Below are 12,466 nucleotides of genomic sequence, written 5' to 3' on the forward strand. Positions count from 1 at the left end.
CTGACCCACGTTTTCCGCCGCGTTCGCCCCACACCGGCGCCCGCGGCGGGCTTCAAGGCTTATTTCTTGTTTTTATCGGCGAATTGCTGGTAATTGGCCTGGGTGATCAGCTGGTAAGGGATCAGCACGTTGCTCTCCACTTTCTCGCCTTTCACCAGTTGAACGGCGGTCTGCACCGCACCCTCGCCCTGGCCTTTGGCGTCCTGGAACACGCTCAGCGCCAGATCGCCTTTTCTGATGAATTCCAGCGCATCGGGCGTGCCATCCACGCCGGCCACCCGCACGCCGGACTTTTTAGCCTGCTTGAGCGCCAGGATGGCGCCGATGGCCATTTCGTCGTTGTTGGAAGCGATAGCGTCGATCTGCTGGCCGGTCAGCACCCAGTCAGTGGTGATATCCACCGCATCTTTACGCGTCCACTTGGCGGTTTGCTTATCGACAATCTTGATACCGGGATAGTTGGCCGCCACCTCTTCCACGCCGCGGGTGCGGTCGCGGGTCGATTCATTCGACAGTTCCCCCATCAGGATCATCACGTTGCCCTTGCCGTTCATCAGCTTGGCCAACGCTTCCATCTGCAGTTTGCCGGCCAGCTTGGAATCGGAGCCGACGTAGGCCATGCCGGCCGGGAGCGTCACTTCCGGCTTGCGGTTGACGAACACCAGCGGGATCTTGGCGCTCTCGGCCAGTTTGATCATCGGCTTGACGCCCTGGGTATCCACCGGGTTGAGGATGATGGCGTCGACGCCCTGGCTGACGAAGTTTTCGATTTGTTGAATTTGCTGCGCAATGTCGCCCTTGGCGTCTTCGAACTGGCCGCTGACGTTGCCGTCGGCCTTCATTTTGCTTTGCATCGACTGGCGCAGAATGGTGAGGAAGTTGTCATCGAAGTAAGCCATGGAAACGCCGATCTTGATGTCTTTCGCCAACACGCTGGCCGGCAGCATGCACATCAGTACCGAGGCGGCGATCAATTTCTTCAGCTTCATGTTCGTTACCCTTTAATCGTTAGAATGAAGAGGTCTGTTGGTTGACAGCTAATGAAAAATATTTTTTACATTCAAACAACAATACGGTCGGTATTATCCCTTTGATACGGCGAAATTACCGCGTTATCGCCGTATTAAGGCCGTGAACAAAATGGTGATCGATATCTCAAAATAGATTAAAAACAATCAATTGAAATAAACCCCTGGTGGAGCAAGCCGCGTCTTCGCCGCTTTTTTAAATGTTTATTTCATAATTTAGACTATTGAAACTTTTTAACCCAAACAAGCGAAACATGCGTTTTGGAATGGCTTATTAACAAAAACATGACACGGATCTAACAAATGAAATGAAAGCCGCCCGCGAGCATTCCCCTTTCGTGCGCCGGCAAAAACTGCGAGCGGGCGCGCAGTTTGCGGTTTCCGCGTTTCCCGACCATCCTTACTCGGCAATAATGGACATATCCCTATCTCAGGAGGACCTGACATGCAGCTCAGCAGTAAGGTGCGGATGAACCGCCTGTTCAACAACGGCAAGTGCCTGGATGTGGCGATCGATCACGGCATCGCCAACGAACCGGATTTTTTAATCGGGCTGGAAGATATCGAACGGGTGATGGGCAACCTGATCGCCGCGCGCCCCGACGCGATTCAGGTCAACTACGGGCAGGCGGATCTGCTGCAGCGCGCGCCGCAGCGCGAAAAAACCGGCGCTGGTGATGCGCACCGACGTCGGCAACGCCTACAACGCCGCACGCCACCGCGAAATGTGGGCGGTGCTGCACAACCCGGAAGCGCCGATCCTGGCCGCGCTGCAAATGGACGCCGCCGCGGTGGTGGTCAACCTCTATATGATCCCGGATGAACCCGGCATTTTCCGCCAGTGCGTAGAAAACATCGGCCGCCTGCGCCACGCCTGCGATCGCTACGCCATGCCGCTGATGATCGAACCGCTGGTGATGGCCCCGGCCGGCCAGGGTGCCGCCTACGGATCGCTGGGTGACGTGGAGAAGATCGTGCCGCTGGTGCGGCTGGCGCGCGAGCTGGGCGCCGACATCATCAAGGCCGATCCGACCGATCGGGTGGAAGATTTCCACCGCGTGGTGCAAGCGGCGCGCTGCCCGACGCTGGTGCGCGGCGGCGGCAAGGGAGAGCTGGGCCCGGTGCTGGAGAAATCCGCCGCGCTGATGGCCCAGGGCGCCTCCGGCATGGTCTATGGCCGCAACGTCTATCAACACAGCAACCCGTCGCAGGTGGTGCGCGCCCTGATGGCGATCATCCACCAGGGCGCCAGCGGCCAACAGGCGCTGGAGATCTACCACCAGCAGTGACCCGCTTTTGTAACTAAAATAACCCCTCCGCACCCCGGCAGCGTGCTATAACCTGCTGCCGGTAACTGCAGCTTGCCGCATTCCTCGCTAGAATACGCCGTGATATCGCCATTCGGAGAACCGCCATGCCAAAACAACGGGTGCCGCTCAAGCTGAGCACCTCCATCACGCTGATGGTGTCCGCCATCATCGCTTCGGTGCTGCTGGTGGTGTTCGCGCTGTTTTTCGTGCAGATGAGCCGCGAGGGGCAAGATCAGCTGCAGCAAAAAGCCATCGCCGTCGCCAACACGCTGGCGCTCTCCAACACCGTGATCGACGGCTTGCAGCGGCACGATCACAGCGGCGCCATTCAGCGCTTCGCCGAGCAGGTGCGCCATCAAAACGAGCTGCTGTTCGTGGTGGTGGTGGATATGCAGGGCATCCGCTATTCGCACCCTAAACCCTGGCTGATCGGCAAGCATTTTATCGGCGACGATTTGGCGCCCGCGCTGCAAGGCAACGTCAACAGCGCCATCAACCGCGGCACGCTGGCTCCGGCGCTGCGGGTGTTCGTGCCGGTGTATGACGATCAGAAAAACAAATCGGCGTGGTGGCGCTCGGCATCGCGCTGGACACCGTGCAGCGGGTGGTGGCGGAAAGCCGATGGATCATCTATTGGACCATCGCCTTCGCCGCCCTGGTCGGCAGCCTGGGCACCTTTTTCCTGGTCTCTGCGCTCAAACGCATCATGCTGGGTTTCGAGCCTTACGAAATATCCAACCTGTTCGAACAGCGCAACGCCATGCTGCAATCGATTAAAGAAGGCGTGATCGCGGTCGATAATGAATCCCGCATCACCATCGTCAATGACGAAGCCAAGCGCCTGCTGCGCCAGAGCGGGCCGGTGGAAAACCTGCTGCTGGAAGCCGCCAGCAAGCATTGGCCGGCGCAGCTGCATCTGGCGGAGGTGCTGGCCAGCGGCGAACCGCTGCGCGATCGGCAGATCAGCTTCAACGGCAGCGAACTGCTGACCAATACCGTGCCGGTGATCGTCAACGGCCAGGTGACCGGCGCCATCGCCACCTTCCGCGATAAGACCGAGATCAGCCGCCTGCTGCAGCGGCTGAGCGGCATGGCGCACTACGCCGATGCCCTACGGGTGCAGTCGCACGAATTTATGAACAAGCTGCATGTGATACTCGGCATGCTGCATATGAAGGCCTATCAGCAGTTGGAAAACTACATCATCAACACCGCCAGCAACTACCAGGAAGAGATCGGCGCGCTGCTGCGCAAGATCCATTCGCCGGAGGTGGCAGGCTTCTTCATCGGCAAGATCAGCCGCGCCCACGAGGCCGGCATCGAACTGACCATCGAGGAAAACAGCCTGCTGCCGGAAACCGACGATGCGGAAACCACCCACGTGCTGATCAGCGTGCTCGGCAACCTGATCGAAAACGCCATCGACGCCATCGACGGCGTTGAGGGCCACGAGATCGGCCTGAGCTTCCATCATCACGACGATCAATTACACTGTATCGTCAGCGACGACGGCCCCGGCATCGATCCGGCGATCGGCGCGCGCATCTTCGAACACGGATTTTCCACCAAGGGAACGGGACGCGGCATCGGCCTGGCGCTGATCCGCAGCCATCTGGAGAAACTGGGCGGCAGCATCGATTTCGAATCCGAACCGGGCGAGCTGACCCAATTTTTCGTGCACCTTCCCTATCAGGCCAAGAGCAGAGCCCATGATTAACGTACTGATTGTCGACGACGACCCGATGGTGGCGGAGCTGAACAAATACTACCTGAGCCAGGTCGGCGGTTTTCACTGCCAGGCGACGGTCGCGACCCTGAGCCAGGCGCGCGCCCTGCTGGCCGACGCCAGCGTCAGCATCGATCTGGTGTTGCTGGATATCTACATGCAGCAGGAGAATGGGTTGGATCTGCTGCCCGGCCTGCGCGAACTCGGCGAAAAGACCGATGTGATCATCATCTCCTCCGCCAGCGACGTGAACACGGTGCAAAAAGCGCTGCACTACGGCGTGGTGGATTATCTGATCAAGCCGTTCCAGTTCAGCCGCTTCAAGGAGGCGCTGAGCCACTACCGGCAACAGTCACAGCTCTTGGCGCAACGCGAGTTTTCGCAGGCCGACGTCGACAGCCTGTTGCGCCGCCAGCCCGGCGGCCAGGAGAGCAAAAAGCTGCCGAAGGGCCTGACCAGCATCACCCTGAGCACGGTGTGCGAGTGGATCGAACAACAGCACGACAGCGAATTCTCTACCGACAATCTGGCCAACGCCATTGGCATTTCGCGGGTGTCCTGCCGCAAGTACCTCATCTATCTGGCGGAAAGCGGCATCCTCGGCACCCGTATTCTGTATGGCGCCACCGGCCGGCCGGTCTATCTGTATCAGCTGAAACCGGACGCGATCGCCATGCTGAAAGAGCATTGCCGCCCGGCCTAAACGACGTCGGGCGCAGAAAGCGCCCGGACGTTGAAGGTTAGAAGTTGTGCATGTAACACTTAGCCTCGGGATGAGGATCTTTCGAGTGTCTGCGCAGGCAGCGCTGCTTTTTCTGCTGCTGTTCCAGGTTCCGCTGCTGCCGCTCGGCGGTCTCTGCGGCTTCGCGCTGCTGTTCGCGTGCAATCGCCTGCTCGTTGGCCAGCGTCAGATTATCGACATTCCACACCTTGTGGCGCAATGCGTCGCGCTTTTTCTGGTACTCCTCGGTGACCTTACTGTCCTTCGGCGCCGCCGCATGGTATTCCAGATCCACCCGCGCCTGCGCGAAGCTGGAACAACACAGGGCCACGCCGGCCAACACGATCCTTTTCATCAATGACTCCTTTTACATTACATCGCTTGACTCTGCGCGCACGCCGGCTCAGCAACCGTTCTGCGATGCCGTCGGCTTTTCCTCTGAACGGGAGACGCGCTGCCCGCCGGTGACGGGCGCTTTGCCGGGCTCGATAGCGCACTCCGCCAACCGCGCCAGCTCTTCCGCATCGCGCTCTGTCGGCGGCGCTTCCTCGCTCATTTCCTGCCGCAGATCCTGCGCCAGCGCTTTCAGGCGCTTTTGAAACAGCACCGGCGACACTCCTTCGCACGGCCTGTCGTAGCGCGCTGCGCCGGCGCTTTGGCTTAGCGGCGGCAACAGCAAGAGAAAGATCGCGGCCATGTTCTTCGTCATGGGCAACTCCTTTGATTACGCCGAAATAAACCGGCGGTTCCCTATAAGGAAAACGAATTGTCTGCTAACGCAATGAATGGTCAAGCCACGGCAGAATAACGCAGGAAAGGTAAACCCTCCGACAATATCGGCAGAATGCGCGCATTAATTTGGCTGAATATATTTAGCGGTTTAACGATCGAATATTTTCGACCCATCTAACGTGCCGCCAATACCGATATTACCTTCATGCAATACCGACGAGGCAGACTCACCCGCCATGATGCGTTGCCGCTGTTCCCGCGTGGCCGGCTGAGGCTGAGACCAGTCCGGGGACGTCGACGTTGGCTGGATCGCGCTGCAGCCGCCCAACAAAAACAACGATACCGTGGCACAATAACGCCATGTCATGGTTTTCTCCTTAAAGGAAATAAAATACCCGCAGCCGGCGGCAAGGGTAAATAAAAAATGACTTTCTTTAGTTTAATAACCGCCGTTATTTCACCATCCGACTGCCGATGTTAACCACCCGGTTCCTCTGTTAACCCGAAATAAACATTTTCGCTTAGCCACCCGATAATTCGCAGGCAATAAAAAAGGCCGGGCTAACCCGACCTTGTTTGACCGCTCGACGCGCTTAGACCAGCTCGATCACATCGAAATTGGCTTCGCCGCTCAGATCGGCGTCGTAGTCAACGCCCTGCAGACCGAAGCCGAACAGGCGCAGGAATTCCGCCTTGTAGCCCTGGTAATCCGTCAGTTCGTTGATGTTGCTGTCGTTCAGCTGCTGCCAGATTTTACGGCAGGTTTCCTGCACTTCGTCACGCAGTTCCCAGTCATCCAGGCGCAGACGGTGTTTCTCGTCGGTATCCGGCGCCGCACCGCTGTACAGCTTGGTGGCGAACAGACGCTGGATCTGCTCGATGCAGCCTTCGTGAATGCCCTGCTCCTTCATGATTTTGAACACGATGGAGATATACAGCGGCATCACCGGAATGGCGGAAGAAGCCTGCGTCACCACCGACTTGAGCACCGCAACGTAAGCCGCGCCGCCTTTGGCCTGCAGCTTCTGGTTGATGGCGTGCGCCGCGCGATCCAGATCTTCTTTCGCCTTGCCCAGCGTACCGTGCCAATAGATTGGCCAGGTCAGATCGGTACCGATGTAGGAGTAAGCGACAGACTGCGCGTTATCCGCCAACACGCCCGCTTCGTCCAGCGCGTCCATCCACAGCTGCCAGTCCTGGCCGCCCATCACCTTCACGGTGTCGGCGATTTCTTGCTCGTTGGCCGGCTCGACCACGGCCTCAACCAGCACGTCTTTGTTGGTGTCCAGCGCGACGGATTTGTACGGCTCGCCGATCGGCTTCAGTGCGGAACGCACCACTTCGCCGGTTTCCGGCATCTTACGCACCGGCGAAGCCAGCGAGTAAACCACCAGGTCAACCTGACCCAGGTCTTTCTTGATCAGATCGATCACGGTCTGACGGCACTCGTTGGAAAATGCGTCGCCGTTGATGCTTTTCGCGTACAGGCCTTCTTCTTTAGCTGCCTTGTCGAAACCGGCGGAGTTGTACCAACCGGCGGAACCGGTTTTGCCTTCGCTGCCAGGCTTCTCGAAAAATACGCCGATGGTGGCCGCACCGCTGCCGAAAGCGGCATTGATGCGCGAGGCCAGACCGTAACCGGTGGATGCACCAATGACCAGCACCTTTTTAGGCCCGTTTTTCAGTTCGCCGCGCGACTTAACGTAGGCGATTTGCTCACGGACGTTGGCTTCACAGCCTGCCGGGTGAGCGGTGGTGCAGATAAAACCACGAATTTTAGGTTTGATAATCATAGTAATTTTTTCTTGGTAGCTAAAAACCGAAGGACAATATACCTGATTTTCTCGATATACTTAAGAAAGTGCGAAAACAAGCGCAGTGAACAGACCAGTCAACGGCCCTGCGACACAGGCAAGGGATAATGATAGCAGGCCAGGTTGCTATTGCCCGGCCTGTTGAGGGTCATGCCTTGTGCTTTTCCAACTGCTCGATCAGCGTGTAACGCAGCGATGAGGCGTCGGCCGGTACGTTCTCCACCGGGGTGACGCGCACTTTCAGCCGATACTGATAGCCAGGTTCGAAGGTGAAACCCTCGATGCCGGTATAGAACAACTCCCACGGCTGCTGCGCGGAGCGGCGCACCTGCATGCACTTCATCGGGCCGACGCCCACGCAGTCCACCAGCGCGCTGTTGACCAGCAACACTTCCGTTTGGCCTTCTTTCGCGTTTACGGGTTGATTCATCGAGGTTCCTTCCTGGCTGCAGCCGGCCAGCGCGGCCAACGCAACAAATAACAACGCTTTAATTTTCAATGTACTGCACCAATAGTCATCCAGGGGCGCCATGCTAACAAATTAACCGGCTCAAGAGAACGGATAGCGATACGGATCCACACGCCCAAAATATCATTCCTCGGTACTCTATCAGTCTGGAAAATATCACAAAATAAACCCCCTGTTCTTATCCGAACCGGTAATTACCCCCGCTATTTTTTCTGTTAAAAACAGCTGGCTTGCGCAAGCTTTACTGAATTTAACTGAATCGATAAAGAGGGAATTTTATGCAAGAGATCGATGCCAAACACTTTCACCTGATCGCCGGTGCCGGTAACTTTGCCGACAACCGCGGCAGCAATGGCCGCGTCAACAACAACGGCGGCAACAAGAACGGGGGCGGGTCATCCAATCAGGGATTCTACGGCAAGCACACCTCGCCGGATTGCGTTAACGGCGTGATCACCGGTTCTCTGGGCGGCCTTGGCGGCCTGGCTGTGGGCGCGCTCAACGGCGGCTGCTTCAAGGAGGGCAGCAAAGGCGGCGGCAACGTCGGCATGGGGAAAGGCGGCAACAAAAACAGCGGCAGCAACTGCAATAGCAATAAAGGCGGCAATACCTGTTCGCGCTAAGCGGTTTTAATTAATCAAAGCCCCGGCTGAGCCTCTCCGTTCGGTCGGTGCTTTCCGTATTTTTGGTGATAACCATGTTTAAACTGTTTCGTACCTTATGCCTGCTGCTCAGCTTCTGGATCGCCACCCTGCTGCTCAGCGGCGCGGGGGTCTCCTTTACCCACGGCTACGCCGCGCCTAAAAATCTGTCGCATTTCGTCGTCTCGCTGGTGGTGGTTGGCGCCATCCTGCTGTGGACCCATAAATTGCTGCGGTTCTTTTTTGCCGAGAAATTTGAGAAGAAACCGCGTTAAGCCGTGTTCTCGTTGGGGGCGCCGCCCGCAACGATAAAACCGGCATCGCGAATCGCCGCCTTAACCTGCCTGGCGTCCATCACGGCCGTTTTCACATAGCCAAAAAAGGCCACCCGTGCGCCGGGCAAACGGACTGGCGTCGCCAGTTGGGCCATAAGCTCACGATTGCGCTGCGCCATCAGCTCGGCGCGCGCCTGCCAAAAGGCGGCCGGTTCGGAGGGGGCTTTAGTGGCGGTTTCGAACCGAGACACCAACTCGCTTAGCGCCTCCCACTCCGCCAACAGGGCGGCAACCACTTCAGGGTTAGCCACCAGCCCCCAGTCAGAGGGTAAGGCCCCCTCACGCCACGCATTGAGATAGCCGGGTAGCGCCCTCTTCAACTGATTCAGCCGATCGTTCAACGCAGGTTTCCTTTTACAACGCCTAATGCCTTGATATTCTGCATAATGCCACTCTCGTTAAACCGATAATGGGAACAACTAACGGAGCTTATCAGCGCCATAAATGACGTAATGACTTTTGGTGCGGCTAAATTAGCGATAGGTGCGGTGGGTGTGTGGAGCCGGAGATCGGGCTGAGGTGTTACGACTGGAAAGAGAAACCAGAAATTTATTGGCGTCTTAAGTGGAATTTCCTTATAAATCAATCACACAAAAAAAGACCGAATACGATTCCTATATTCGGTCTAGGGAAATGGCTCTTGGGAGAGAGCCGTGCGCTAAAAGTTGGCATTTAATGCAGGGCTTGTTCAGCCGTGCACTTTAAGAGTAGCCTACCGCGCCAGTTTTGCCAGCCGCCCGGCGGCCGCGTGATAGTTTCGTGACGAAATAACTAGCGGCAAATGCGCATCAATCTGCGCACGCTGGGCAAGGCGTTGGCAAACAAGCGGTTAGTCAGCGCACAGCTTCTCGGCGCGCTCGATAAACGGCGCCATGCTCATTTTTTTCCCCGGTTCGGCAGGGTCGTCCAGCAGGATCACTTCCAGCGGCTGCGCGCGCTGATGGCCCTTCTTCACCTGCTGCTCCGCCGCGTCGTTGAGCGGATATTGCATCAGAGTGCTGTTATTCAGCACAAACAGCGCACCGCCGCTGCGGCACTGCAGCGTCACTTCTTCCTTGGTGAACGCCCACTGTTTGCCGTACTCCAGTTTGGTGATGTTCACCAGTTTGTCTGCCGCCAGCGCGCCGGTCGCGGTTGCCAGCAGCGTAATGCCGAGTAATACCGATTTCATGTGATGGCCTTAAGGTTGCTATTCGCGCCGATTTTCCCGCAGCTTGCCCAGTTGCGGCAAGCTGAAATGTCATACCGGCGCATAGGTTGCAAATAAACTGACCAGCAGCAGCACCGCCATCCCCAGCCCGACTTCGAGCCAGCAGGCCAGCACCACCCCGCGCTGCGCCAGCGCCGGTACGCGGCTCATCGCCGGCACGATGGCGTAGCGATTGGCCAGCGCCACCATCACCATCAGCGCCACCAGCGCGGTTTTGATCAGCAGCAGGCGCTGATAAGGCGAGCCGAGGTTGAGCGGCCAACCACCGAGTATGATCAGGCTGTTGACGATGCCGGTGACGATCACCGCCGCCACCGCCAGGTGCCCCCAGCGCGAGAAACGGATCAGCGTGGTGATGGCATCGCTGCGCCACTGCGGCGGCTGCAGGTAACGCAGGCAAACCAGCAGCGGCGCCAGGCTGCCGAACCAGTAGCCGGCGGCCAGCAGGTGCGCCGCATGGTTGGCGCGGTGCAGCGCGCCCAACGCGCCTTCATGCATCGCCGCATGGCCGATGAACGCCAGGCTCATCAGCAGCAGCGCTGAGCACAGCGCCAACGCCTGCGCGCGCGGCCGTTCCGGCAGCAGCAGGCCCAGGATCGCCAGCAGCGACAGGCCCAGATGCCAGCGCCACACTTCGCCGAAGGTGGTGCCGAGCACCGCCCGCCAGACCTCCAGCCGCCAGGCGTCTTCCCAACCGTCGCCCATCTGCCCGGCCTGAATGGCCAGCAGCGCCACGGCGGAAAGCCCGGCAATCCAGGTGCCGGCAAGCAGTAGCGGACGCACATCGCGGGAGAGGATCGGGGAGAGGCGCTGCGGTGACAATAAGGCGGTGAACAGACTGATGCCGAACATCAGCATCACCGCCGCAAAGTGCACCAAGCGACACAGAACGAACAGGGTCGCCAGAGTCACGATCAGTTTACGGTGAAGCTGTACTGGCCTTTGGTTTTATGCCCGTCGACCGACACCACATGCCAGCTGACGTTGTATTTGCCCGCGCTCAGCTCGCCTTCAATCGGCACGTTGACCTGGGTGTTGTTGTTCGGATCGAGCTGCAGCTTGCCGGTTTTCACCACGGCGTTGTCCGGGCCGGTGATTTTCACGCCGCTGAAGTTCGGCTCGATGCCTTCGGAGAAGCTGAGGGTCAGCGCCTTCGGTGCCGGGCTGACGCTGGCGTCGGCCTTCGGCGTTTCCACTTTCAGGTGAGCGTGCGCCAGCGCTTGCTGCGAAGACAGGCCAACGAACAGAACGAAAACGGTGGAAAGCAGGCGACAGGAGGAACGAATTTTACCGATCACAGTGGTATCCCTTAACAATATAAAGAGGGTCATAAGGGTTAAGGCCACAGCCAAGGCGATGTATCAGCGGCCCCAACCCACCGCAATGATTGCGCCACGGGTAAACAGAAAAACGGGTTGTATCGGCTAACCCGCTGTTTTGACTCTACCATCCCTGTAGCGTATCGCGGTAAATCATAACGACCACGCCGCGGCAAGTCGAGCGCATCACTGGCATTTTGCGATCCGGCAGCACGTATCGCCGCATAACCGCGATAAACGCAGGGTAAAAAAACCGCGCATCAGGCTCGCCCGCGCGCGGTTTTTCGATGTTCTGATGCAGATCAGGCCTGATCGTTGCCGCCCTGGCCCATCGCGCCCATTTTCTTCAGATCTTTGTCGATGAAGAACAGGCCCTTGCCGCTGGTGCCCACCAGCGCCAGCTTGTCCAGCACGGATTTAAACAGTTTCTCTTCTTCATGCTGCTCCGCCACGTACCACTGCAGGAAGTTGAAGGTGGAGTAATCGTGTGCGGTCATGGCGGCGTGCGCCAGTTCGTTGATCTGACGAGTGATCAGCTGTTCGTGTTCGTAGGTCTGCTGGAACACGTCCGCCAGCGACTCAAACGCCACCGGCGGCGCGGCGATGGTGCCCAGCAGCGGCAGAGAGCCGGTGTCGCTCAGATAGTCGAACAAACGTTGCATATGCTGCATCTCTTCCTGAGAATGCTCTTTAAGAAATGCGGCGGCGCCTTCAAAGCCTTTATCGCTGCACCATGCGCTCATCTGCAGATACAGGTTGGCGGAGTAGAACTCCAGATTCAGTTGCTCATTCAGCTTTTGAGTCATTTCTTGCGTCAGCATAATGATTCCTTTTATTTTGCAGGTCATGAATTTAATTTCCGCGCATTATGCCTTGCTGCCGTAAAAATAAAAACACATTATTCACACCAAGCAAACATTAATTATAAAAATCATAAATATCAATAAATTAAAATATAAAACCCACATTGAGAATTCACATGATAATTATTTTCATCTTTTATTTTAATCAAAAAGCGAATCATTCTTATTTAAAAGAATAAATAGATTGCATTACTCTCGGATAAATATCGTTCCCGGCAACGGCGTAATGGGCTTGCCAAGCGCCGTCGGGTGGATTACCTTCTGCGCAGATTCAATGCGGCAAAGTAAGTAAGGAGCA

The 12,466-nt window shown here is 57.4% G+C and carries 14 protein-coding genes and 2 pseudogenes; 5 read left to right on the top strand and 11 right to left on the bottom strand.

The genetic code is table 11. From position 1 onward, the window contains the following. Positions 1 to 59: 59 nt before the first annotated feature. Positions 60 to 989: a sugar ABC transporter substrate-binding protein gene (locus L085_RS18765; protein WP_044031453.1), complete on the bottom strand. Its 930-nt coding sequence runs from the start codon at positions 987 to 989 to the stop codon at positions 60 to 62. Positions 990 to 1,473: 484 nt separating this feature from the next. On the opposite strand from L085_RS18765, the pseudogene L085_RS18770 reads away from it, so the two are divergent. The 3 genes and pseudogenes from L085_RS18770 (at position 1,474) to dcuR (ending at position 4,767) form a co-directional block, all read left to right on the top strand. Continuing rightward, positions 1,474 to 2,317, top strand: a pseudogene (locus L085_RS18770) (aldolase). A gap of 125 nt (positions 2,318 to 2,442) precedes the next feature. Beyond that, positions 2,443 to 4,055: pseudogene (locus tag L085_RS18775) on the top strand (sensor histidine kinase). Beyond that, positions 4,048 to 4,767: a two-component system response regulator DcuR gene (gene dcuR / locus L085_RS18780; RefSeq protein ID WP_004940959.1), complete on the top strand. Its 720-nt coding sequence runs from the start codon at positions 4,048 to 4,050 to the stop codon at positions 4,765 to 4,767. The pseudogene L085_RS18775 and the gene dcuR overlap by 8 nt, the downstream one beginning before the upstream one ends. Before the next feature lie 37 nt (positions 4,768 to 4,804). Here dcuR and L085_RS18785 read toward each other — a convergent pair whose 3' ends face one another. The 5 genes from L085_RS18785 to L085_RS18800 form a co-directional block, all read right to left on the bottom strand. Next, positions 4,805 to 5,140 (bottom strand): hypothetical protein, encoded by a 336-nt coding sequence (locus L085_RS18785; RefSeq protein WP_004940957.1) that lies wholly within the window; start codon positions 5,138 to 5,140, stop codon positions 4,805 to 4,807. A gap of 48 nt (positions 5,141 to 5,188) precedes the next feature. Continuing rightward, entirely contained in the window at positions 5,189 to 5,494 is a 306-nt protein-coding gene (locus L085_RS18790; protein WP_044031454.1) for a hypothetical protein, read from the bottom strand. Between the two features lie 171 nt (positions 5,495 to 5,665). Further along, entirely contained in the window at positions 5,666 to 5,884 is a 219-nt protein-coding gene (locus tag L085_RS24835; protein WP_071841646.1) for a hypothetical protein, read from the bottom strand. A gap of 226 nt (positions 5,885 to 6,110) precedes the next feature. After that, positions 6,111 to 7,310 carry an enoyl-ACP reductase FabV gene (gene fabV, locus L085_RS18795; RefSeq protein WP_021504847.1) on the bottom strand — a complete coding sequence of 400 codons (1,200 nt, stop codon included), beginning with the start codon at positions 7,308 to 7,310 and terminating at the stop codon, positions 6,111 to 6,113. A 169-nt stretch (positions 7,311 to 7,479) separates the two neighbouring features. After that, a complete protein-coding gene (locus tag L085_RS18800) occupies positions 7,480 to 7,830 on the bottom strand; it encodes a DUF4377 domain-containing protein (RefSeq protein ID WP_043141612.1) in 351 nt (116 codons plus the stop codon). Between the two features lie 248 nt (positions 7,831 to 8,078). On the opposite strand from L085_RS18800, the gene L085_RS18805 reads away from it, so the two are divergent. Both L085_RS18805 and L085_RS18810 read left to right on the top strand, forming a co-directional pair. Further along, the gene (locus L085_RS18805) at positions 8,079 to 8,423 is read left to right on the top strand and encodes a hypothetical protein (protein WP_033642719.1); all 345 of its coding nucleotides are present in this window, start codon (positions 8,079 to 8,081) and stop codon (positions 8,421 to 8,423) included. A 74-nt stretch (positions 8,424 to 8,497) separates the two neighbouring features. Next, positions 8,498 to 8,716: a hypothetical protein gene (locus tag L085_RS18810; RefSeq protein ID WP_044032093.1), complete on the top strand. Its 219-nt coding sequence runs from the start codon at positions 8,498 to 8,500 to the stop codon at positions 8,714 to 8,716. On the opposite strand, the gene L085_RS18815 is transcribed toward L085_RS18810, so the two are convergent. The 5 genes from L085_RS18815 to ftnA all read right to left on the bottom strand — a co-directional run bounded on the left by L085_RS18815 (position 8,713) and on the right by ftnA (position 12,126). Next, on the bottom strand, positions 8,713 to 9,117 hold the full coding sequence (locus L085_RS18815; RefSeq protein ID WP_044031455.1) for a hypothetical protein: 405 nt from the start codon (positions 9,115 to 9,117) through the stop codon (positions 8,713 to 8,715). The genes L085_RS18810 and L085_RS18815 overlap by 4 nt on opposite strands. Before the next feature lie 488 nt (positions 9,118 to 9,605). Continuing rightward, a complete protein-coding gene (locus L085_RS18820; RefSeq protein WP_004940890.1) occupies positions 9,606 to 9,947 on the bottom strand; it encodes a YebY family protein in 342 nt (113 codons plus the stop codon). Between the two features lie 69 nt (positions 9,948 to 10,016). Next, a complete protein-coding gene (gene copD, locus L085_RS18825) occupies positions 10,017 to 10,898 on the bottom strand; it encodes a copper homeostasis membrane protein CopD (RefSeq protein WP_044031456.1) in 882 nt (293 codons plus the stop codon). Between the two features lie 2 nt (positions 10,899 to 10,900). Next, complete coding sequence (yobA, locus tag L085_RS18830; RefSeq protein WP_004940886.1) at positions 10,901 to 11,284, bottom strand: CopC domain-containing protein YobA; 384 nt, start codon at positions 11,282 to 11,284, stop codon at positions 10,901 to 10,903. Between the two features lie 323 nt (positions 11,285 to 11,607). Then, positions 11,608 to 12,126, bottom strand: a complete 519-nt coding sequence (gene ftnA, locus L085_RS18835; RefSeq protein WP_015377481.1) for a non-heme ferritin — start codon at positions 12,124 to 12,126, stop codon at positions 11,608 to 11,610. Between the last annotated feature and the right edge of the window lie 340 nt (positions 12,127 to 12,466).

Source organism: Serratia sp. FS14 (assembly GCF_000695995.1).
Taxonomy (GTDB): Bacteria; Pseudomonadota; Gammaproteobacteria; order Enterobacterales; family Enterobacteriaceae; genus Serratia; species Serratia nematodiphila.

Bases quoted from the DNA above. Each gene is read 5' to 3' on its own strand.
- L085_RS18765 (WP_044031453.1), bottom strand. From the start codon at position 989: ATGAAGCTGAAGAAATTGATCGCCGCCTCGGTACTGATGTGCATGCTG.
- dcuR (WP_004940959.1), top strand. From the start codon at position 4,048: ATGATTAACGTACTGATTGTCGACGACGACCCGATGGTGGCGGAGCTG.
- L085_RS18785 (WP_004940957.1), bottom strand. From the start codon at position 5,140: ATGAAAAGGATCGTGTTGGCCGGCGTGGCCCTGTGTTGTTCCAGCTTC.
- L085_RS18790 (WP_044031454.1), bottom strand. From the start codon at position 5,494: ATGACGAAGAACATGGCCGCGATCTTTCTCTTGCTGTTGCCGCCGCTA.
- L085_RS24835 (WP_071841646.1), bottom strand. From the start codon at position 5,884: ATGACATGGCGTTATTGTGCCACGGTATCGTTGTTTTTGTTGGGCGGC.
- fabV (WP_021504847.1), bottom strand. From the start codon at position 7,310: ATGATTATCAAACCTAAAATTCGTGGTTTTATCTGCACCACCGCTCAC.
- L085_RS18805 (WP_033642719.1), top strand. From the start codon at position 8,079: ATGCAAGAGATCGATGCCAAACACTTTCACCTGATCGCCGGTGCCGGT.
- L085_RS18810 (WP_044032093.1), top strand. From the start codon at position 8,498: ATGTTTAAACTGTTTCGTACCTTATGCCTGCTGCTCAGCTTCTGGATC.
- L085_RS18820 (WP_004940890.1), bottom strand. From the start codon at position 9,947: ATGAAATCGGTATTACTCGGCATTACGCTGCTGGCAACCGCGACCGGC.
- ftnA (WP_015377481.1), bottom strand. From the start codon at position 12,126: ATGCTGACGCAAGAAATGACTCAAAAGCTGAATGAGCAACTGAATCTG.